Origin of the sequence: Rhodoferax sp., assembly GCF_014859475.1 — a bacterium.
Classification (GTDB): Bacteria; Pseudomonadota; Gammaproteobacteria; order Burkholderiales; family Burkholderiaceae_C; genus Rhodoferax.
This window is the reverse complement of the sequence record NZ_JACUUE010000012.1, coordinates 1-18,032: the sequence shown is the minus strand read 5'-3', so window position 1 is coordinate 18,032 and position 18,032 is coordinate 1. Positions and strand designations below refer to the sequence as shown.

Sequence of the window (18,032 nt, the reverse complement as noted above, 5' to 3'; positions counted from 1 at the left end):
ATTTGTCGGGCGCTTAAATGGCCTGCGGCCGCTCGATCAGTTCGATCTTGTAGCCGTCAGGGTCAGTAACAAAGGCAATCACCGTGCTGCCACCCTGGACCGGACCGGCCTCGCGCGTGACGTTGCCGCCCGCGGCCTTGATCTTGGCGCAGGCCGCTGCGGCATCGGGCACGGCCAGAGCGATGTGGCCATAAGCGGTGCCCAGCTCGTAATTTTCGACGCCCCAGTTGTAGGTAAGCTCCAGCTCCGCGTGGTCGGGGTTGCTGCCGTAGCCAACAAAGGCCAGCGTGTATTTGTACTCGGGGTTCTCGGAGGTGCGCAGCAGTTTCATACCCAGCACCTGGGTGTAGAAATCGATGGACCTTTGCAGGTTGGCAACGCGTAGCATGGTGTGAAGAAGTCGCATGGTTCGGATTCCTTTGGGTTGTGTGTTTCGCGTGCGGTGTGTGCGCTGCGGGCGCTTTGACCGGGCAGGCAATAATCAAGGCAATTATTAATCAAGGAGTCCGCATGACCCACTTCACCAAAGTCATTTTATTTACCGACAGCCACGGTCAGGCGCGTTTCAAGGAGGAAACCCTGATGCTCGACCAGGGTAGCCCGAAGTCGGCGCTGTCTGCCTTGATGCCCTCAGGGGGCTACCAGTTGCGTACCAGCCCGGTCGGCTTTCGCAGCAGCTACCACTGCACAACCGATCCGCAATGGGTATTTATTTTGGCTGGACAGATGGAGATTGGCTTGCACGATGGCAGCTCACGCATCTTCAAGCCGGGTGAACACTTTTATTCCGCCGACCTGCTGCCCGCAGATCAGGTGTTTGACGACCAGCGGCACGGCCACTGGAGCCGTCAGCTGGGGTTAGAGCCGCTGGTGACGCTGTTTTTGCGCGGCTAACAGGCTGCCAGGGCCCAAGCCATTCGCGGCGAGGGCGCCACTCCCACAAAAGCAAAGCCAGTTGGTTTGTGTTTGTCTTGGTGGGAGTGGCGCCCTCGCCGCGAACGGCTGTTGGGCTTGGGCATGAGTGACGCGGGTTTAACGACCCGATTGGCCGCGGGTGCCGCTGGCGTTGCGCGGGCGATTGCCGCCCGGCCTGCCAGCACCACCGCCCGGACGGCGAGCGCCGCCAGCATAGCCAGCGCCACCGCCACCGGCGTTGCGGTTGCCGCCGCCATAGCCGCCACGGCGTGGGCCGCGGTCAGCCATCATGTCCACGCTGGTGCGCATTGGGTCGGGTTGACCACCAGCGCCTGCCCGTGAGGGGCCGGCGCCAGCATCGACCGGGCCGCCGTAACCGCCACCGTTGCCGCCGCCATAGCCACGCGCCTGGCGTTGACCCGGGCCGCGCACGGCCTGCTCGGCAGCACTCAAATGGCTGCGCGGCTCGGCTTCGCGGCCGCCGCCTGCGTTGTCAAAATTAGCTTCGTCGCCGTAAGCTGCGCCGCCAGGGGCGTTTCTGCCGCCGCCACTGCGCCCACCTCGGCTGCCACTGCGCCCGCCCGGCGCCGGGCCTCTGCCGCCGCCGCCACTGCGCGCTGCGCCCGGGCCTTTGCTCTCGCGCACCCGGGTCAGCATTTCGGTGCGGGCTGCCTTGGCTGCGGCCTGCATCACGTCGCGGCTCGGCGGTTTGCCTGCGCCGCCCCAGATGGTTTGGCGGCCCATGGCGATGGGTTCGGCCTTTTCACCGGGCTCGGGCATGAATTCGGCAATGATCTCAACGGCAATGTCCTGCTTGGTGTAACGCTCGATGGCTTGCATGAAGCCTTCTTCGTCCAGGCTCACCAGGTTCACGGCCATGCCGTCGGCACCAGCGCGGCCGGTGCGGCCAATGCGGTGCACGTAATCTTCGGTCACATTGGGAATGTCGTAATTCACCACGTGCGGCAGGTCGTCGATGTCGATGCCGCGTGCGGCAATGTCGGTGGCCACCAGGGCGCGCATCTCACCGCTCTTGAAACCGGCCAGCGCCTGGGTGCGCGCCGACTGGCTTTTGTTGCCGTGCAGCGCCATGGCGGTGATGCCATTTTTTTCCAGAAACTCGGCGACGTTGTTGGCACCGAACTTGGTGCGAGTGAACACCAGCACCTGGCTCCAGTTTTTTTGCTGGATGATGTGCGCCAGCAGCGCCTTCTTTTTGCCACGACCCACCGGGTGAATCAGCTGGGTGATGCGTTGCACCGTGGTGTTGCGCGGCGTGACCTGCACGCTTTGCGGGTTTTTCAGCAGCGTGTCGGCGAGTTCGCGGATTTCGTCGCTGAAGGTGGCCGAGAACAGCAGACTTTGTTTGTCCTTGGGCACGGCGGCCAGCACTTTTTTGACGTCATGGATAAAGCCCATGTCGAGCATGCGGTCGGCCTCGTCGAGCACCAGCATCTGCACCTGGCTCAGGTCCACCATGCCTTGTTGCATCAGGTCGAGCAGGCGCCCGGGGGTAGCCACCAAAATGTCCACGCCTTTTTTCATGCGGCTGATTTGCGGGTTCATGCCGACACCGCCAAAAATGGCGGTCGAACTCAGTTCGACATATTTGCCGTAAGTTTGCACCGATTCCTCGACCTGGGCGGCGAGCTCGCGCGTCGGCGTGAGCACCAGCGCGCGGGTGGCAATGCCGCCAAACTTGTTGCGCGGTGCTTCTGAGGCGATCAGCTTGTGCAGCATGGGCAGCACAAAGGCGGCCGTTTTGCCGGTGCCGGTTTGGGCGCCGCCAAGAAGGTCATGGCCCTCGAGCACGACCGGAATGGCTTGTGCCTGAATGGGCGTGGGTTTTTCGTAGCCTTGCTCCAGCACGGCCTTGATGATGGCCGGAGCCAAGTTAAGTTCTTCAAATTTCATTTAGAGGTGCACCCCATCCAGGGCGCCAGGGCATCGGCCTGTTCTGGCGCGGTTAGCGACAGTTCAGTCAAAGGCAGACGGGATCAAAAATGGAACCGCGGTGTGGTACCCGGGTTCCCAGCAAGGTGCTGGTCTTGCAGGCAACTGAAGCCCCACAAGCCCGTGTATTGTCGCACGCTCTGGAAAATCCCTGGCGGCGGCCTGATTTTTGCCAGTCAGGCGGCAAGGCAAACGCCCGAATGGTTGCAAAATGCTGCACCTCAGGCGGCGTCGGTGCGTGCACCGATAATGCAGTTTTTACTTTTATGTGATTGCAAAAGACCCATGGCTCAATACGTATTTTCAATGAACCGCGTCGGCAAGATCGTGCCACCCAAGCGGCAAATTCTGAAAGACATTTCTCTCAGTTTCTTCCCCGGTGCCAAGATTGGCGTGCTCGGCACCAACGGCTCGGGCAAATCAACCCTGCTGCGCATCATGGCCGGTCTGGACAAGGAAATCGAGGGCGAAGCCATCCCGATGCCGGGCCTGAACATTGGCTACCTGCCGCAAGAACCCCAGCTTGATCCGGACAAAACCGTGCGTGAAACCGTGGAAGAAGCCATGGGCAAGGTGATCAAGGCCAAGGCCCGCCTGGAAGAGGTTTACATTGCCTATGGCGACGAAGACGCCGACTTTGACAAGCTCGCCGCCGAGCAGGCCGAGCTCGAAGCCATCATTGCCACCTCGGGCACCGACTCCGAGCACCAGCTCGAAATAGCCGCCGACGCGCTGCGCCTGCCGCCTTGGGAAGCCCGGGTGGGTGTGTTGTCAGGCGGCGAGAAACGCCGTGTGGCGCTGTGCCGCCTGCTGCTGGAGCACCCCGACATGCTGCTGCTCGACGAGCCCACCAACCACCTCGACGCCGAGTCGGTGGACTGGCTGGAGCAATTTTTGCAGCGCTACAGCGGCACCGTGGTGGCCATCACCCACGACCGTTATTTTCTGGACAACGCCGCCGAGTGGATTCTGGAGCTTGACCGTGGCAACGGCATTCCATACAAAGGCAACTACAGCTCGTGGATGGCGCAAAAGCAGGCCCGGCTGGAGTCGGAGCAAAAGAGCGAAGATTCGCGCGCCAAGGCACTCAAGAAGGAGCTGGAATGGTCGCGCCAGAACCCCAAGGCACGCCAGGCCAAAAGCAAGGCGCGCCTGGCCCGCTTCGAAGAACTGTCCGACTTCGAATACCAGAAGCGCAACGAGACCAACGAAATTTTCATTCCCGTGGCGGATCGCCTGGGCCAGGAAGTGATTGAGTTTGTCAATGTCACGAAGTCCTTTGGCGAGCGCGTGCTGATCGACAACCTGAGCTTCAAGGTGCCGCCGGGCGCGATTGTTGGCATCATCGGCCCCAACGGCGCCGGTAAATCCACCCTGTTCAAGATGATTGCCGGACGCGAGAAACCCGATTCCGGCGAAGTCAAGATTGGCCAGACTGTCAAGATGGCTTTTGTTGACCAGAACCGCGACGATTTGTCCAATGAAAAAACCGTTTGGGAAGATGTTTCCGGCGGGCTCGACATGCTCAACATCGGCAAATTCCAGATGGCCAGCCGGGCCTATTGCGGGCGCTTCAACTTCAATGGCGCCGACCAGCAAAAGCGTGTTGGCATGCTCTCGGGCGGTGAGCGCGGGCGCTTGCATCTGGCCAAGACGCTGATTGCCGGTGGCAACGTGCTGATGCTCGACGAACCGTCCAACGACCTCGACGTGGAAACCCTGCGCGCGCTGGAAGACGCCTTGCTGGAGTTTGCCGGCTCGGTCATGGTGATCAGCCACGACCGCTGGTTTCTGGACCGCATTGCCACCCACATACTGGCCTGCGAGGGCGACAGCCAGTGGTACTTTTATGATGGCAATTACCAGGAATACGAAGCCGACAAGAAACGCCGCCTGGGCGAAGATGGCGCGCGGCCCCATCGCATGCGCTACAAGGCCTTGCACTAACCGAAGACGAGTCGAGCACCCAAGTGACGGCAGCTGAACACTACCTGAATTTGTTTCGCGCTGCACTGGGGCAGTCGGCGCGTGATGGTGAGGGCTTGTTGCGCGAGGTCTTTCATGCTGCATTGCGCTCGCTCGATGCGGAAATTGCGCATTCTCCCGGGTTACCCGAGCGCGATCAGTTGCGCTTGAGCCGTCAGTTTCTGGACAAAAAAGCGGCCGCCTTGTGCGCCCAATTTCCGGCTCTGTTGCGCCAGGCACTCCAGAGCAAACAGGTCACCAGTTCCCAATTTGGTGAACTGGCCATGGGTGAATTGAGCCATGACCTGTTGGAGCAGATGGATGAAACCCAGGTGCAGGAGCGGGTCGAAATGGCGCGGGTATTGCGCTTGGTACACAACTCGGCGCAAGATTCGCTGTGCGAACTCGATAGCTACATGAGCACCTTGCTCGGGCGTGATCAAATCCGGCCCGAAGGCAATCCTTTGCGGCCGAAGATTTATCTGAAGGTGTTGCACGAGTTGCTGGTGGATGCCGCTGTGCCCACATCAACGCGCATCATCTGGTTCGGCTACATGGCCACGCCTCTGGGGAAGGCTTTGAAGGGTTCATACGCCTCGTTGGCTAAAAATATTCAATCCTACGGGGTGCCCCCCTTGTTGTCGGTCAAAAAGGTGGAGCCGCAAAGGCCGTCGGTCCAGCCGGAGCAAGCCAATTTGCTGACCCTGGACCGGGTGCATGGGTTATTTGCTGGCCAATCAACGGTCCAGCAAAACAAGGCACCCGACGAAGCAGAGGCGCAGTTTTCAGGTGAATTTGAATCGAACGCCTGGGATGCCCAGGAGGACACGGACGAACCAACCACCGACTTTGCCGCGACGATCCCGGCGGCCTTCATGGCCTTGCAAAACATGAACCAGGTGGAAGATGTTGTGGCCCGCTTGCCACAAGGGCAGCGTGCGCCACCAGGCACTGCCAGCCAGTCTGAGTCCATTCGCCAAAAATACCGCCGTCGCTGTCAAAATTCTGCACAAGTCCTGAGCTTTGAAGTGATGTGCCAGATGCTTGACAACCTGCTCCAAGACACCCGTTTGCTGGGCCCTATCCGCCGCGTCATTGAAGACCTGGAACCTGCTTTGTTCCGGCTGGTGAAGGTGGATGTGCGCTTTTTCAACAACAAGCTTCATCCGGCGCGCCGCCTGCTTCAGGAAGTGACCCAGCGCGGGCTGGCTTTTGACTCGGTTGACGCGCCCGGCTATGCGCTTTTCATCAGGTCGCTGCATCGCTACGTCAACCCCTTGTCGCGCATGCCCGTTCACAGCGCCGAGCCGTTCGAACTGGCCCTGCGCAATCTCAACGCCATGTGGTCGGAACAATCTGCGGTGACCAGCCAGACGGTGGAACAGGCCATGCAAGCCTTGGGACGAGCCGAGGAGCGCAACCTGCGCGCTGAAAAAATGGTCGCTGCCCTGGAGCAGATACCCGACATGCAGCGGGTGAACGCAAGCGTGGCACAGTTTTTATACGGCCCGTGGGCGCAGGTGATGGCTTATGCTGAACTCAACAATGTGGAGGGTGTCGAGGACCCCGGTGGCTATAAAGAGCTGGTGAATCTCCTGCTTTGGAGCGCCCAGCCAGAACTGACTCGCCAGCATGTGGCCAGTCTGACCAGGGAAATGGCCAGACTGCTATCCAAATTGCGTGAGGGCCTGGCCTTGATCAATTACCCAGCCAATCAGACCAGCTTGTTTTTTGATGTGCTGACGCAGTTGCACCAGCAGGCCTTGCGGCCATCCATAGGTGAATCCAGGCAGCAGAACATTGCGCCCAAGGAAAACCCGCTTGGCGACTACAAGCACTGGCTGGCACCTGAAGAGGCCCAGGCTTCCGGCTTCATGGAAATGTTCGATGAAGCGCCGCCCCCAGCGCCGGCCGACGGGGCTGATCTGGCTGGCAAGCCCATGCTGGAGTCTGTGTTGCCCCAGGCCAGTCAGGTCGAACCGGTTTCGTCTGCCGCTGAATTGGCGCAACTGACGGTTGGCGCATGGCTTGAAATGCGTGTTCAGGGAACCTGGCAGCGCAGCCAACTCAGCTGGATCAGTCCGCAAAGCTCTCTGTACCTGTTTACCAATGTAAATGGTAATACCCAGTCCATGACGCGGCGCGTGCTCGAGAAAATGCTGGCGGTCAATGCCTTGCGCGTGGTGTCGGAGCAATCGGTGGTGGACGACGCGCTGAATGCGGTGGTCCACGCTGCCATGCTCAACAGCCTCGATATCAAGTTGTGATGACGGCCCTCAGCCCGCCAGCGCGGCTTTGACCGTTTGAGACACCATGGCCATATCGGCTTTACCGGCCAGTTGTGTCTTGACGGCTGCCATCACCCGGCCCATGTCGCCAGGGCCTGTGGCACCCAGACTGGTCACAATGGCTTGCACCGCCGTGCTCACCTCTTGCGCATTCAGACGCTGTGGTAAATAGGCTTGCAACACCACGATCTCGGCACTTTCCTTGTCTGCCAGGTCGATGCGCTGGGCCTTGGTGTAGGCATCCACAGAGTCTCTGCGCTGTTTGATGAGTTTGTCAACGATGGCAATCATGGCGGCATCGTCGAGCACCACGCGTTCGTCCACTTCCTTTTGCTTGGCTGCGGCCAACAGCAGACGGATGGCGCCCAGGCGCTCACTGTCTTTGGCGCGCATGGCGGTTTTCATGTCTTCCACAACCTGGTCTTTGAGTGACATTTTCAATACTCCTTGAATCTGGATTAAACCTGGATTCCTCAGTTGGACGCGTACGATTGGGCTGCTGGTGGCGTGTCTGGGTAGGCGCGACGACGCAGCGGGCTACTGCCCGCAAGGAGAAGCAACGACCCCAGGCACGCTGCCAGCGGCACTTGTCGCTCGCGTAGCGCTTTCACCCAAAAGGTGAACGTGATCGAAGTCATTTCTTCTCATCATTTCATTGCCTTATCAAAGTTTTCAAGCGGTCAACTGAGGAATCCAGGTTAAATTGCCTCAGGCATAAAAAAAGCCCGCCTGAGCGTCCCCGGCGAGCTTGTACAAGAGGCTGTGACAGCCCTGTCAGAGCAACAGGATCAGTACATCTTCTTGGGCAATTGCATGGCGCGAATGCGCTTGTAATTGCGTTTGACGGCAGCAGCCTTCTTGCGCTTACGCTCGGAAGTGGGCTTTTCGTAGAACTCACGGGCGCGCAAGTCGGTCAGAAGGCCCAGTTTTTCAATGGTGCGTTTAAAGCGGCGCAGCGCGACGTCAAAAGGTTCGTTGTCTTTAACACGGATGGTTGTCATTACGTCAAGAGATCCAAAATATGCAAACGATCAGTTTCAGGAAGATCGGGCCTGAAACCAAAGCATTTGCGAAGTTCCCCGCTTAAAAGTTGATCAGGCAGCGGAGTTTTGCCAGCAAAGCCACGGATTATAAGACAGGTTCAGGCTAATTTTTGCAACAACCACTGAATTACCCGGTCGTCCAGGCACAGCGCAAGGTGCCCCACACCCTCGAATTCGGTTACCGCCGCACCTTCAAGCACCTGCTCGCGCTGCGGGTAAACAATGTTGTCGTGCCGCGTCAAGGCAATGTGCATCAATTGCCGGGTGGCCGGGCTCTCACTGGCTTGCAAGGCTTGCAACCAGGCGCTGTGCCAAGCCATTTGAGCCGCGTTGGTGGTGGGCGACCAGGCTGCTATGCGGGTTCCCTGGTGCGGTGTTCCCAGGGTGATGATTTTGGCCACAGTGGCGCTGCCATGCTGGCGCAGCCAGGCGCGCATGACCAGGCCGCCCATGCTGTGCCCCACCAACGCCACCTGCGCGGCACCTGTGGCTTGTTGCAACTGCTGCACGGCCTGCTGGATTTTTGCTGTGTAGTCGTCAATCGAGGTAAACAGTGGCTCCAGCGTGATGGCCAACACCGGATGACCGGCCTGGTGCAGCGCTTGTGCCACTTTGTCCCATACCCGGTAGTTGCAAATGTAGCCATGCACCAGCAGCACGGGCACCCGCCCGGCCTGCCCGGGCTGCACTGTGGTTGGCAACCACGCTTCATTTTTGGCACCTGCCCAGGGCAGGTGCAGCCAGTAAATTCGCAAAGCGGCCATGAATTCACCCCAATAGGCCCGCCGCCACAAGGCGCCAGCCTGTCGGGGGCGTGATCGGATCATGCTGATGCTGATCACGCCAAACTGCAGTAACAGCGGCAACAGCAGGGCAAACGCAAGCACCAGCGTCAGTGCTTCAGACCGGTCAAGACCAAGTCGATCAGCCGTATAAGTGCCCAGCAGGGCGCCGGTCAGCAGTTGAATGAAGTAAACGCGGCGCAACAAGCGGGCGAGCATGGCGGTTGTCCTGATAATGAGGGTGTCTTGGCGAGTATGCCAGCGCCAGAGTCTTCTTGATTGATGCAATCCGGATTTTTACCATGCCACAACTCTTGAGTCTGCAAATCGCCAGTGCCCGGCGTGTCAGCATCCATGGCCGCAGCGTGCTCACCGCCATCCACAAGCAGCCTGTGTGTGGCCCGGTCGCGGTGATGCCTTTGGGACTGGCGGGCGACGAACAGGCCGATGGGTCAGTGCATGGCGGTCTGGACAAGGCGGTTTATGCCTACCCCAGCGAGCATTACCCGTTTTGGCAACAAGCCCGCGCCGACGCCGGGCAGGCAGACATCGACACCAGTCTGCCGTGGGGCAGCATCGGTGAAAACCTGAGCCTGGCGGGTTTGTTGGAAACTGAAGTGTGGGTGGGCGACGTGCTGCAATTTGCCCACTGCGCGCTGCGTGTCACCCAACCCCGCGAGCCCTGCTACAAGTTCAACGCGGCGATGGGCTTCAACACGGCGAGCAGGCGCATGGCGCAGCGCGGCTGTTGTGGCTTTTACCTGGCGGTGGATGAGCCCGGCACCTTGCAGGCTGGTGAGGTGTTTGAACTGGTTCCCGGTCCGCGCCGCCTGGGCATACCGGAAATGTTCAAGGCCAGGATGTTCAAGCACATGCGCTGACAGCGCGCTGATGCTTATTTTGCGGGTGCCGCAGGCTTGTCAAGAAGCTTGTTTAGCAGGGCATCCTTGTCGGCCCACAGCTGGTTTACCCAATCCTGGCTTAGCGTGCGCAATGCCTGCGACGGGTCGCTAGCGGCATCGTCATCGGCGCTGACCCTCGGCACAGCCAGCGTGCGGGCTTGCACAATGACGCGCGGCACACGCCCCTGCAAAAATTGCCAGAAGTTGGGTGCGCCATCCGGGTAGGCAATGGTGATGTCGAGCACGGCGCCAAACTTCTCGCCCATGGCCTGCAGCGCCAGGCTCACGCCGCCAGCCTTGGGCTTGAGCAAATGCCGGTAGGGCGACTGCTGGCGCTGCTGTTTGGCCAGGGTAAAGCGCGTGCCCTCGACAAAATTCATCACGCTGGTGGGCACCAGTGCATATTTTTCACAGGCGGCGCGGGTGGTGGCAGCATCCTTGCCGCGCTCTTCGGGGTGCTTTTGCAGATACGCCTCGGTGTGTCGGCGCATGAACGGAAACTCGAGCGCCCACCAGGCCAGCCCCATGATGGGCACCCAGATCAGCTGCTGTTTAAGAAAAAACTTGAGCAGCGGAATGCGCCGGTTCAGCACATGCTGCAACACCAGAATATCAACCCACGACTGGTGGTTGCACACCACCAGGTACCACTGGCGTGGGTTCAGGCCGTCGATGCCACTCACGTCCCATTGCATCGCCTGCGTCAGGCGCATCCAGCCGCTGTTGCCGGCAATCCAGGCCTCGGCAATGCGCAGCAATAGCGGGTCGATGATCAGGCGCACGCGCCTGAAAGGCAGCAGCAGCTTGACCATGGCAACCAGCAGCAAAACAGGCACCCAAAACAAAATGTTGAGCAGCATCAGCGTACTGGCAATGAGACCTTTGAGCGGCGATGGCAAAAAATGGAGCATGGTGAAAATAAGTGTGAAGGGCAAACCGGTACCGCCACGGTAACAGCCTGGCCGTATTTTCGGTGATGATTCGGGCATGAACACTATGGCAAACCCCCAACACAAGCCCCAACACCAGCCGCAACCGGCTCCCCTGCGCGTCGCACTGGTGGGTTACGGCGGTGCCGGCCGTATTTTTCATGCGCCGCTCATCTCCGGCGTGCCCGGTCTGCGGCTGGCTTGCATCGTCACGCGCCAGGCTGGTGCCGTGCAGCGCGACTGGCCGGGCGTGCCCTGTGTGCCTGCCGCCAGCGCGGCGCTTGCTGACCCGGCCATCGACCTGGTGGTTATTGCCACGCCCAATAACAGCCATTTTGAACTGGCCCGGGCCGCGCTGCAGGCGGGCAAACATGTGGTGTTAGACAAGCCTTGCACCGTCACGTTGACTGAAACCGAAACCTTGCTTGCCCTGGCGCGCCAACAAGGCAGGGTACTCACGGTGTTCCAGAACCGCCGCTTTGACAGCGACTTTCTGGCGCTGCAACAAGCCATTCGAAACGGCCAGTTGGGCCGTGTGGTGCAGGTGAACTCAAATTTTGACCGCTACCGCCCCACGGTGCCGCAGCGCTGGCGCGAGCAAAACCTGCCCGGCTCGGGGCTGTGGTTTGACCTGGGGCCGCATCTGCTCGACCAAGCCCTGGTGCTGTTTGGCCCGCCCGACGCGATGCTGCTGGAGCAGGCCAAGGTGCGCGACGGTGCCCAGGTGAACGACTGGTTTCATGCGCTGCTGCGCTACGACACGCCGCAAGGCGGCTTGCGCGTGATGCTGCACGCCAGCACGCTGGTGGCCGAGCCCGGACCGCGCTGGGCGGTGCATGGCACGCGGGGCAGCTTCACCAAATTCGGATTGGACGTGCAGGAAGATGCCCTAAAGCTCGGTGAGCGCCCGCAACTCGAAGCGTTGCAGCAATGGGGTCAAGACCCGCAGCCGGGCCAACTGCTGCGCATGGAAAACATTCCCGGCGTGACAGCGCCAGTGTCGGTGCGCACGGTGGCGCCCCAGCCAGTGGGCAACTACCTGGCCTACTACGCCCAGTTGCGTGACCACCTTTGGGGGCGCGTGCCGCAACCTGGCGTTACGCGCGAGCAGGTGCATGCGGTCATGCAACTGCTGAGCCTGGGCGAGCAAAGCGCGGCGCTGGGGCAGTTTGTGGCGCTGCCAGCGCCACCAAGAGTCAGGTAGGAATACCGTTGCGCTCGAGCAGATCGCTCACCAACTCGAGCCGCACCAAGGGGCTGTCGAGCGTCATCAAGTGGTGCTTTTGCGCCAGCGACATCGGCAGCAGGTCACACCAGCGGTTGGCCACCCAGGCGCAGTCATGCAGCGCGTAGGGCGGTTGCACCGGCATCTGCTCGGGTGTCATGCCTTGCGCCTTCAGGGTGTCGATGACGCGCGCCAAGGCGCCGGCTACCGGCAACAAATCGTCGGGAATCGGCACGCTCTGGTCAGCGGGCAGCAAGCTGGCCGTACCAACCCACAGACCGTGTTTGAGCAACTCGGGCTGCGGCACGGTAAAGCGCTGCGCACCGGTGCAACTGATCATCATCAGGCCCGGCTGCGGCTGACTTAATTGGGTAATGCGGGCCAGCGTGCCCTTGGGGTAAAAAATATCCTGCGCCGGACCCCGCATGTCCGTTGCACTGGCGCTGGTACCCAACGCAGACGCGCCGCGGTTGATGGTGACAATGCCAAACGGCGCATCGGCCTTGAAACACTTGCCAACCATGTCGAGGTAGCGCACCTCAAAAATACGCAGCGGCAGATAACCGCCGGGGAACAGCACCAACTCCAGAGGGAAAAGCGGCAAGGCATCAATGGACAAGGTTTCAGACATGGTCAGTCACGAGATAAGAGCTTAAGCGCCACAGCGCCCTGATGCACGGTGACTCAAAACAATGTTAACGCAGCTGGGTGATGAGCGTTGACAGCAGGATTTTGCGCGAAGCTTTGGCGCAGTTGAGGCGTGAATCTGTTTTGGCGAACTCAAGTCTGAAGTGCATCCGTTATCATCCGCAGTGCTAGAGGTGCCGCCCGGTCGGGTGGCTGAGAAAATACTCTTTGAACCTGATCTGGGTCGTACCAGCGTAGGAAAGCGTTCACAACGCACGTTGTGTTCAAGCGGCCCCGGATCACTTGCTGGAATCTGTCATGGCCGCTCAAACCAATTTACTTTCTCCTGCCGATCTCTGGGCCGATGTGCTCGCGGTGCGTGCGCGGCGCCCGCTGGTGCACGCCATCACCAACCTGGTGGTGATGAACTTCAACGCCAACGTGCTGCTGGCCATGGGGGCCTCGCCAGTGATGGCGCACGCCCACGAAGAGGTGGCCGATATGGCGGCCATTGCCCAGGCGCTGGTGCTCAACATTGGCACGCTGGAGCCGTATTGGATCAACAGCATGTGCCAGGCGCTCAAGGTGGCCACGGCGCGCGGCATCCCGGCCGTGCTTGACCCGGTGGGCGCGGGCGCCACCCGCTACCGCAACGAAAGTATCCAGGCCCTGCTGGACCAGGCCATGCCCACCGTCATTCGCGGCAACGCTTCTGAAATCATGAGTGTGGCGGGTGTGGCCGCGCAAACCCGCGGTGTGGACAGCGCCGCCGCTGTGGCCGATGCGCTGCAGGCGGCACGTGCGCTAAGCCGGCGCAGTGGTGGTGTGGTGTGTGTCAGCGGCCCGGTGGACCAGGTGCTGGCGTGCGACGGGCGCCACGCCAGCCTGGCCAATGGCCACGAGTGGATGACCCGCATCACCGGCGTGGGCTGCTCGGCCACCGCGCTGGTGGGGGCTTTTTGTGCAGTGCAGCCGGACGCCTGGCGTGCCACGGTGGCGGCCATGGCCTACCTTGGCGTGGTCGGCGAAGTGGCTACCGAGGCGGTGCAGGTGCAGGGCCAGGGCGTGGGCAGTTTGCAAATCGCGCTGCTCGACCAGCTGCAGCTGCTCGACGAGGCCACGTTTGTCAATCGACTCAAACTCAGCTTTAACGCGTAACACGATGCGCCATCCCTTGGCTGATGCGCTGCGCGTTTACCTGGTCACCGACCAGGCCAGCTTGCGCGGCCGCGCGCTGGCTGACGTGGTGCTGGCGGCCGTGCAGGGCGGTGTGAGCTGCGTGCAGTTGCGCGAAAAAGCCCTGCCCACGCGCGATTTCGTGGCGCTGGCGCTGGCCGTCAAAAACCTGCTGGCACCGTTTGACGTGCCCCTGATCATCAACGACCGGCTGGATGTGGCGCTGGCCTGCGGTGCGCAGGGCGTGCACCTGGGCCAGTCCGACATGCCGGTGGCGCTGGCGCGGCAACTGTTGCCAGCCGAAGTGTTCATTGGCCTGTCGGTGGAAAACCTGAGCGATGTGGCGCGTGCCGCCGGGCAGCCGGTGGACTACCTGGGCATCAGCCCGGTGTATGCCACGCCCACCAAAACCGACACCGCTGCGCCCTGGGGGCTGGCGGGTCTGCGCCAGGCGCGCGCCCTGACCACGCTGCCGCTGGTGGCCATTGGCGGCATCCACCAGGGCAATGCGGCCGAGCTGCTGCAAGCCGGTGCTGACGGCCTGGCAGTGGTCAGCGCCATTTGTTCGGCGGCCGACCCGGGCGTGGCTGCGCAATCCTTCAAAAACCTTTTCAGAGCACCTGCATCACCATGACCATTGAACGAATTCACCAGTACCCGCGCGTGCTGTCGATTGCCGGCTCGGACAGCGGTGGCGGCGCCGGCATCCAGGCTGACCTCAAAACCTTTGCCGCTTTGGGCTGCTTTGGCATGACGGCCATTACCGCGCTGACCGCCCAAAACACCTGCGGCGTGCGCGCCATCCACCCGGTGCCGCCCGACATGCTGCGCGCGCAAATTGACGCGGTGCTGGACGACATCGGGGCCGATGCGGTCAAGGTGGGCATGCTGCATTCGCCCGAGATTGTGCGCACCGTAGCGCAGGCCATTGACCGGCATCGTTTAAGTCGCGTGGTGTTTGACCCGGTGATGGTGGCTACCAGCGGCGCCAAGCTCATCGACGATCCGGCCATTGTGGTGCTGGTGGCCGAGCTGTTTCCGCGCGCGGCGCTGATCACGCCCAACCTGGACGAAGCCGCGCTGCTGGTCGGGCGGCCACTTGCCAACGCACACGACATGGCGCAGGCGGCGGCTGAACTGCTGGCGCGTGGTGCGTGCGCTGTGTTGCTCAAGGGCGGGCACCTGGTCGGCGACACGGTCATGGACCTGCTGCTGCAGCCGTCAGCCGAGCCGTTGTGGCTGCAGGCCCCGCGCATCGCTACCGCCAATACCCACGGCACCGGCTGCACGCTGTCCAGTGCAATTGCTGCGCACTTAGCGCTGGGTGCCACGTTGGTTGACGCAGTGCAACAGGCGCGTGACTTTGTGCGCCAGGCGCTGCAGGCGGGTGCGTCGGTCAAAACCGGCCAGGGTGAAGGCCCGCTGAACCACGGTTTTGCGCCGTTGCCGATGGCGTTGCGTGAGCTGAAATAACGGCCTTGCAACACCCCCGAAGTGGCATGCGGGCGACAAGGTCAATGTGCAAACATGGCCTGCAACGCAAGCACCTGCGCCTCGGGCTGGTCAGCAGCCACCAGCGCCCGCACCACGGCCACTGAACCCACGCCGCTGGCGAGCACTTCGGGCAGCCGAGCGGCGTCGATGCCGCCAATGGCCACTGTGGGCATGTGTCGCAGCAGCGCGGCATACAGCTTGAGTCGTGCCGGGCCCTGCGGCGGTGTGGCCATGCGCTTGAGTGTCGTGGCATAAACGGCACCCATGGCGATGTAGCTGGGCTGCACCTTTGCCGCGCGCAGCATCTCGGCATAGCCGTGGCTGCTCAGCCCCAGGCGCAACCCGGCCGTGCGGATCGCGTCCAGGTCAGCGCCGCCGAGTCCTGCCAGGTCTTCCTGCCCCAGGTGCACACCATAGGCCCCGGCCGCGATGGCCGCCTGCCAATGGTCGTTGATGAACAGCAGCGCGCCGGTGCCTTGCACCGCCTGCACGGCGGCCTGCACTTCGTGCGTGATGGCCGCGGGGTCGTCCGACTTGAAGCGCAACTGCACGGTGGGCACCCCGGCGTGCGCCATGCGGCCCACCCAGGCGGCATCGGGCAGCACCGCGTACAGGCCGAGGTGCTGCGGGCAGGGGGGAAAGGCGCTGGCGAGGTCTGGCCAGGCACCAGACAACCATCGGCCCGAGGGCGGGCCTCCTACAAAATACCCATCACCCCCCGGTGCAGGTGGGGTTCCTGCAAAATGCCCATCACCCCTCGGTGCAGGCGGGGCTCCTACAAAATGCCCATCACCACCCGGTGCAGGTGGGGCTCCCACCAAAAGTTGATCATCCCCCGGTGCAGGTGGGATTCCTGCAAAATGCCCATCACCCCCTGGTGCAGGTGGGGTTCCTAAAAAATACCCATCACCACCCGGTGCAGGCGGGGTTCCCATCAAAAGCTGATCATTCCCCGGTGCAAGTGGGGTTCCTTGTGGGAGCGGCGCCCTCGCCGCGATGGCCTTTGCCGCAGGCGCATCGAGGTCGGCACCAACACCAAAATCTTCCGCCTCGGTGGGCCAGGCGCTGGCGTCGAACTGGCCGGTGCGCGCGCTTTGGTGCTGCCAGGCGTTGGCCACGCAAAGGGCATCCATGTCGATGAAATCGAGCGCGCGACAGGCGGCATACACCGCCTGCGGGATCGGCTCGGTCAGGACCGCGGGCAGTGCTGCCAGAAAAATCGGCAGCCGTTGCAGGGCGTCGGCCTGCAAGGCCAGGTGGCTGTGCTGGCGCACGATGTCGCGGGCCAGGGTGTCAAGGTCGTTGTGTGGCGGCATCACGGTCTTTCAAATTGGCTGAACGCTGTTCGGCATGCCGTCAGGCCTGGTGCCAGAATGGCATGCCCAGCACCGGGGTGCTGGCTTGGGCGCTGTCGTGCTCGGGCATCACGCCTGACAAAAACGCGGCGCGGCCGGCCCGGGTCGCATCGGCGAAGGCACCGGCCATGCGCACCGGGTCTTGTGCCAGCGCCACGGCGGTGTTGAGCAGCACGCCGTCAAAACCCCATTCCATCACCTGGCACGCGTGTGACGGCAGGCCCAGGCCGGCGTCCACCAGCAGCGGCACGTCCAGGCGTTCGCGCAGGGTGCGCAGCGCGTGGGGGTTGAGCGGGCCCTTGCCGGTGCCAATGGGCGCGGCCCAAGGCATGATGGCCTGGCAACCGACATCGACCAGGCGCTGGCACAGCACCAGGTCTTCGGTGCAATAGGGCAGCACCTGGAAACCGTCCTTGATCAAGCGGCTGGCGGCCTCCACCAGGTTCAGGGTGTCGGGTTGCAGCGTGTAGTCGTCGCCAATCAGCTCCAGCTTGAGCCAGGGCGTGGCAAAGACCTCGCGCGCCATTTGAGCGGTGGTGATGACCTCTTGCACGCTGTGGCAGCCGGCGGTGTTGGGCAGCATCGGCACCTTGAGCTCGGCCAGCATGGCCCAAAAGTGGTTGGGCGCGGCCTCGCCAGGCTGCAGGTTTTGCCGGCGCAATGAGGCGGTCAGCATGGCCGGCTGCGCCAGCTTGACGGCCGCTTGCAACACGCCGGGCGACGGGTAGCGCGAGGTGCCCAGCAGCAGGCGGCTGGCAAAGGTCTGGCCATAGAGCACCAAGGCGTCGGTGGGTGGGGCTGAATTCATGTTCATGGTGAGGTTTCCTAGCCGCCGGTGACCGGCGCGATCAGGTCGATCTGGTCCGTGTCGTGCAACAGGGTGTGGTGGTACTGGGTATTGGGGACGAACTGCAGGTTGACGGCAGCGGCAAAAGGCGGCTTGAGGCCCAACTGTGCCACCGCGTCTGCCAGCGTGGCAGGGGCGGGCAACACAAAGGCCTGGCCGTTGATGTGGACGGTGAGGGTGGCTGACATCAGGCAGGCTCCTGGGCACCAGCCGATGCCACGGGGGCAATCGCGGCGAGGGCGCCGCTCCCACAAGGCAAGGGGGGGCTGCCGGTGTTGTGTGGGAGGCCCGCCTCGGGCCGATGGAGTTCGGGGCCAGGCACGGGGGCAATCGCGGCGAGGGCGCCGCTCCCACAAGGCAAAGGGGGGCTGCCAGTGTTGTGTGGGAGGCCCGCCTCGGGCCGATGGAGTTCGGGGCCAGGCACGGGGGCAATCGCGGCGAGGGCGCCGCTCCCACAAGGCAAAGGGGGGCTGCCAGTGTTGTGTGGGAGGCCCGCCTCGGGCCGATGGAGTTCGGGGCCAGGCACGGGGG

Annotated in this window: 17 protein-coding genes, 1 pseudogene and 1 riboswitch; of the genes and pseudogenes, 8 read left to right on the top strand and 10 right to left on the bottom strand. The window is 62.3% G+C overall.

Going from position 1 to position 18,032, the window contains the following annotated elements; all coding sequences use genetic code 11:
• Positions 1–13: 13 nt before the first annotated feature.
• The gene (gene gloA / locus IBX54_RS02240) at positions 14–406 is read right to left on the bottom strand and encodes a lactoylglutathione lyase (RefSeq protein ID WP_296541027.1); all 393 of its coding nucleotides are present in this window, start codon (positions 404–406) and stop codon (positions 14–16) included.
• A 104-nt stretch (positions 407–510) separates the two neighbouring features.
• On the opposite strand from gloA, the gene IBX54_RS02235 reads away from it, so the two are divergent.
• A complete protein-coding gene (locus IBX54_RS02235) occupies positions 511–894 on the top strand; it encodes a hypothetical protein (protein WP_296541026.1) in 384 nt (127 codons plus the stop codon).
• Between the two features lie 138 nt (positions 895–1,032).
• Here the strand turns inward: IBX54_RS02235 and IBX54_RS02230 are convergent, their stop codons facing one another.
• Positions 1,033–2,829, bottom strand: a complete 1,797-nt coding sequence (locus IBX54_RS02230; RefSeq protein ID WP_296541025.1) for a DEAD/DEAH box helicase — start codon at positions 2,827–2,829, stop codon at positions 1,033–1,035.
• Positions 2,830–3,153: 324 nt separating this feature from the next.
• On the opposite strand from IBX54_RS02230, the gene ettA reads away from it, so the two are divergent.
• Both ettA and IBX54_RS02220 read left to right on the top strand, forming a co-directional pair.
• Complete coding sequence (ettA, locus tag IBX54_RS02225; protein ID WP_296541024.1) at positions 3,154–4,815, top strand: energy-dependent translational throttle protein EttA; 1,662 nt, start codon at positions 3,154–3,156, stop codon at positions 4,813–4,815.
• Between the two features lie 23 nt (positions 4,816–4,838).
• Positions 4,839–7,100, top strand: a complete 2,262-nt coding sequence (locus IBX54_RS02220; RefSeq protein WP_296541023.1) for a DUF1631 family protein — start codon at positions 4,839–4,841, stop codon at positions 7,098–7,100.
• 9 nt (positions 7,101–7,109) lie between these two features.
• Here IBX54_RS02220 and IBX54_RS02215 read toward each other — a convergent pair whose 3' ends face one another.
• From IBX54_RS02215 to IBX54_RS02205, 3 genes are all read right to left on the bottom strand, one after another.
• Positions 7,110–7,556, bottom strand: coding sequence for a GatB/YqeY domain-containing protein (locus IBX54_RS02215; RefSeq protein WP_296541022.1), 447 nt, complete (start codon positions 7,554–7,556; stop codon positions 7,110–7,112).
• Positions 7,557–7,909: 353 nt separating this feature from the next.
• Positions 7,910–8,122 (bottom strand): 30S ribosomal protein S21, encoded by a 213-nt coding sequence (gene rpsU / locus IBX54_RS02210; protein WP_066085880.1) that lies wholly within the window; start codon positions 8,120–8,122, stop codon positions 7,910–7,912.
• 140 nt (positions 8,123–8,262) lie between these two features.
• Positions 8,263–9,165: an alpha/beta fold hydrolase gene (locus IBX54_RS02205; RefSeq protein WP_296541021.1), complete on the bottom strand. Its 903-nt coding sequence runs from the start codon at positions 9,163–9,165 to the stop codon at positions 8,263–8,265.
• Positions 9,166–9,248: 83 nt separating this feature from the next.
• Between IBX54_RS02205 and IBX54_RS02200 the strand changes: the two genes are divergently transcribed.
• Positions 9,249–9,827 (top strand): MOSC domain-containing protein, encoded by a 579-nt coding sequence (locus IBX54_RS02200; protein ID WP_296541020.1) that lies wholly within the window; start codon positions 9,249–9,251, stop codon positions 9,825–9,827.
• Between the two features lie 14 nt (positions 9,828–9,841).
• Here IBX54_RS02200 and IBX54_RS02195 read toward each other — a convergent pair whose 3' ends face one another.
• The gene (locus tag IBX54_RS02195) at positions 9,842–10,759 is read right to left on the bottom strand and encodes an acyltransferase (protein ID WP_296541019.1); all 918 of its coding nucleotides are present in this window, start codon (positions 10,757–10,759) and stop codon (positions 9,842–9,844) included.
• 76 nt (positions 10,760–10,835) lie between these two features.
• On the opposite strand from IBX54_RS02195, the gene IBX54_RS02190 reads away from it, so the two are divergent.
• On the top strand, positions 10,836–11,981 hold the full coding sequence (locus IBX54_RS02190; RefSeq protein ID WP_296541018.1) for an oxidoreductase: 1,146 nt from the start codon (positions 10,836–10,838) through the stop codon (positions 11,979–11,981).
• Here the strand turns inward: IBX54_RS02190 and IBX54_RS02185 are convergent.
• The gene (locus tag IBX54_RS02185; RefSeq protein ID WP_296541017.1) at positions 11,974–12,633 is read right to left on the bottom strand and encodes an LON peptidase substrate-binding domain-containing protein; all 660 of its coding nucleotides are present in this window, start codon (positions 12,631–12,633) and stop codon (positions 11,974–11,976) included. The two genes, IBX54_RS02190 and IBX54_RS02185, sit on opposite strands and share 8 nt — an antisense overlap.
• Before the next feature lie 176 nt (positions 12,634–12,809).
• Positions 12,810–12,907, top strand: a riboswitch (TPP riboswitch).
• A gap of 40 nt (positions 12,908–12,947) precedes the next feature.
• Between IBX54_RS02185 and thiM the strand changes: the two genes are divergently transcribed.
• From thiM to thiD, 3 genes are read left to right on the top strand one after another with little or no spacing between them, the layout of a single operon-like run.
• Positions 12,948–13,787 (top strand): hydroxyethylthiazole kinase, encoded by an 840-nt coding sequence (gene thiM, locus IBX54_RS02180; protein WP_296541016.1) that lies wholly within the window; start codon positions 12,948–12,950, stop codon positions 13,785–13,787.
• Between the two features lie 4 nt (positions 13,788–13,791).
• Positions 13,792–14,439 carry a thiamine phosphate synthase gene (gene thiE, locus IBX54_RS02175; RefSeq protein WP_296541015.1) on the top strand — a complete coding sequence of 216 codons (648 nt, stop codon included), beginning with the start codon at positions 13,792–13,794 and terminating at the stop codon, positions 14,437–14,439.
• Complete coding sequence (gene thiD, locus IBX54_RS02170; RefSeq protein WP_296541014.1) at positions 14,436–15,278, top strand: bifunctional hydroxymethylpyrimidine kinase/phosphomethylpyrimidine kinase; 843 nt, start codon at positions 14,436–14,438, stop codon at positions 15,276–15,278. Before thiE ends, thiD begins: the two co-directional genes overlap by 4 nt.
• 41 nt (positions 15,279–15,319) lie before the next feature.
• Here thiD and IBX54_RS02165 read toward each other — a convergent pair.
• The 3 genes and pseudogenes from IBX54_RS02165 to thiS form a co-directional block, all read right to left on the bottom strand.
• Positions 15,320–15,943: pseudogene (locus IBX54_RS02165) on the bottom strand (thiamine phosphate synthase); the annotation flags it as partial.
• A 712-nt stretch (positions 15,944–16,655) separates the two neighbouring features.
• A complete protein-coding gene (locus IBX54_RS02160; protein WP_296541041.1) occupies positions 16,656–17,462 on the bottom strand; it encodes a thiazole synthase in 807 nt (268 codons plus the stop codon).
• 17 nt (positions 17,463–17,479) lie between these two features.
• A complete protein-coding gene (gene thiS, locus IBX54_RS02155) occupies positions 17,480–17,689 on the bottom strand; it encodes a sulfur carrier protein ThiS (protein WP_296541013.1) in 210 nt (69 codons plus the stop codon).
• Between the last annotated feature and the right edge of the window lie 343 nt (positions 17,690–18,032).

Coding starts and splice junctions, on each gene's coding strand:
- gloA (WP_296541027.1), bottom strand. CDS start 406: ATGCGACTTCTTCACACCATGCTACGCGTTGCCAACCTGCAAAGGTCC.
- IBX54_RS02235 (WP_296541026.1), top strand. CDS start 511: ATGACCCACTTCACCAAAGTCATTTTATTTACCGACAGCCACGGTCAG.
- IBX54_RS02230 (WP_296541025.1), bottom strand. CDS start 2,829: ATGAAATTTGAAGAACTTAACTTGGCTCCGGCCATCATCAAGGCCGTG.
- ettA (WP_296541024.1), top strand. CDS start 3,154: ATGGCTCAATACGTATTTTCAATGAACCGCGTCGGCAAGATCGTGCCA.
- IBX54_RS02215 (WP_296541022.1), bottom strand. CDS start 7,556: ATGTCACTCAAAGACCAGGTTGTGGAAGACATGAAAACCGCCATGCGC.
- rpsU (WP_066085880.1), bottom strand. CDS start 8,122: ATGACAACCATCCGTGTTAAAGACAACGAACCTTTTGACGTCGCGCTG.
- IBX54_RS02205 (WP_296541021.1), bottom strand. CDS start 9,165: ATGCTCGCCCGCTTGTTGCGCCGCGTTTACTTCATTCAACTGCTGACC.
- IBX54_RS02200 (WP_296541020.1), top strand. CDS start 9,249: ATGCCACAACTCTTGAGTCTGCAAATCGCCAGTGCCCGGCGTGTCAGC.
- IBX54_RS02195 (WP_296541019.1), bottom strand. CDS start 10,759: ATGCTCCATTTTTTGCCATCGCCGCTCAAAGGTCTCATTGCCAGTACG.
- IBX54_RS02190 (WP_296541018.1), top strand. CDS start 10,836: ATGAACACTATGGCAAACCCCCAACACAAGCCCCAACACCAGCCGCAA.
- IBX54_RS02185 (WP_296541017.1), bottom strand. CDS start 12,633: ATGTCTGAAACCTTGTCCATTGATGCCTTGCCGCTTTTCCCTCTGGAG.
- thiM (WP_296541016.1), top strand. CDS start 12,948: ATGGCCGCTCAAACCAATTTACTTTCTCCTGCCGATCTCTGGGCCGAT.
- thiE (WP_296541015.1), top strand. CDS start 13,792: ATGCGCCATCCCTTGGCTGATGCGCTGCGCGTTTACCTGGTCACCGAC.
- thiD (WP_296541014.1), top strand. CDS start 14,436: ATGACCATTGAACGAATTCACCAGTACCCGCGCGTGCTGTCGATTGCC.
- IBX54_RS02160 (WP_296541041.1), bottom strand. CDS start 17,462: ATGAATTCAGCCCCACCCACCGACGCCTTGGTGCTCTATGGCCAGACC.
- thiS (WP_296541013.1), bottom strand. CDS start 17,689: ATGTCAGCCACCCTCACCGTCCACATCAACGGCCAGGCCTTTGTGTTG.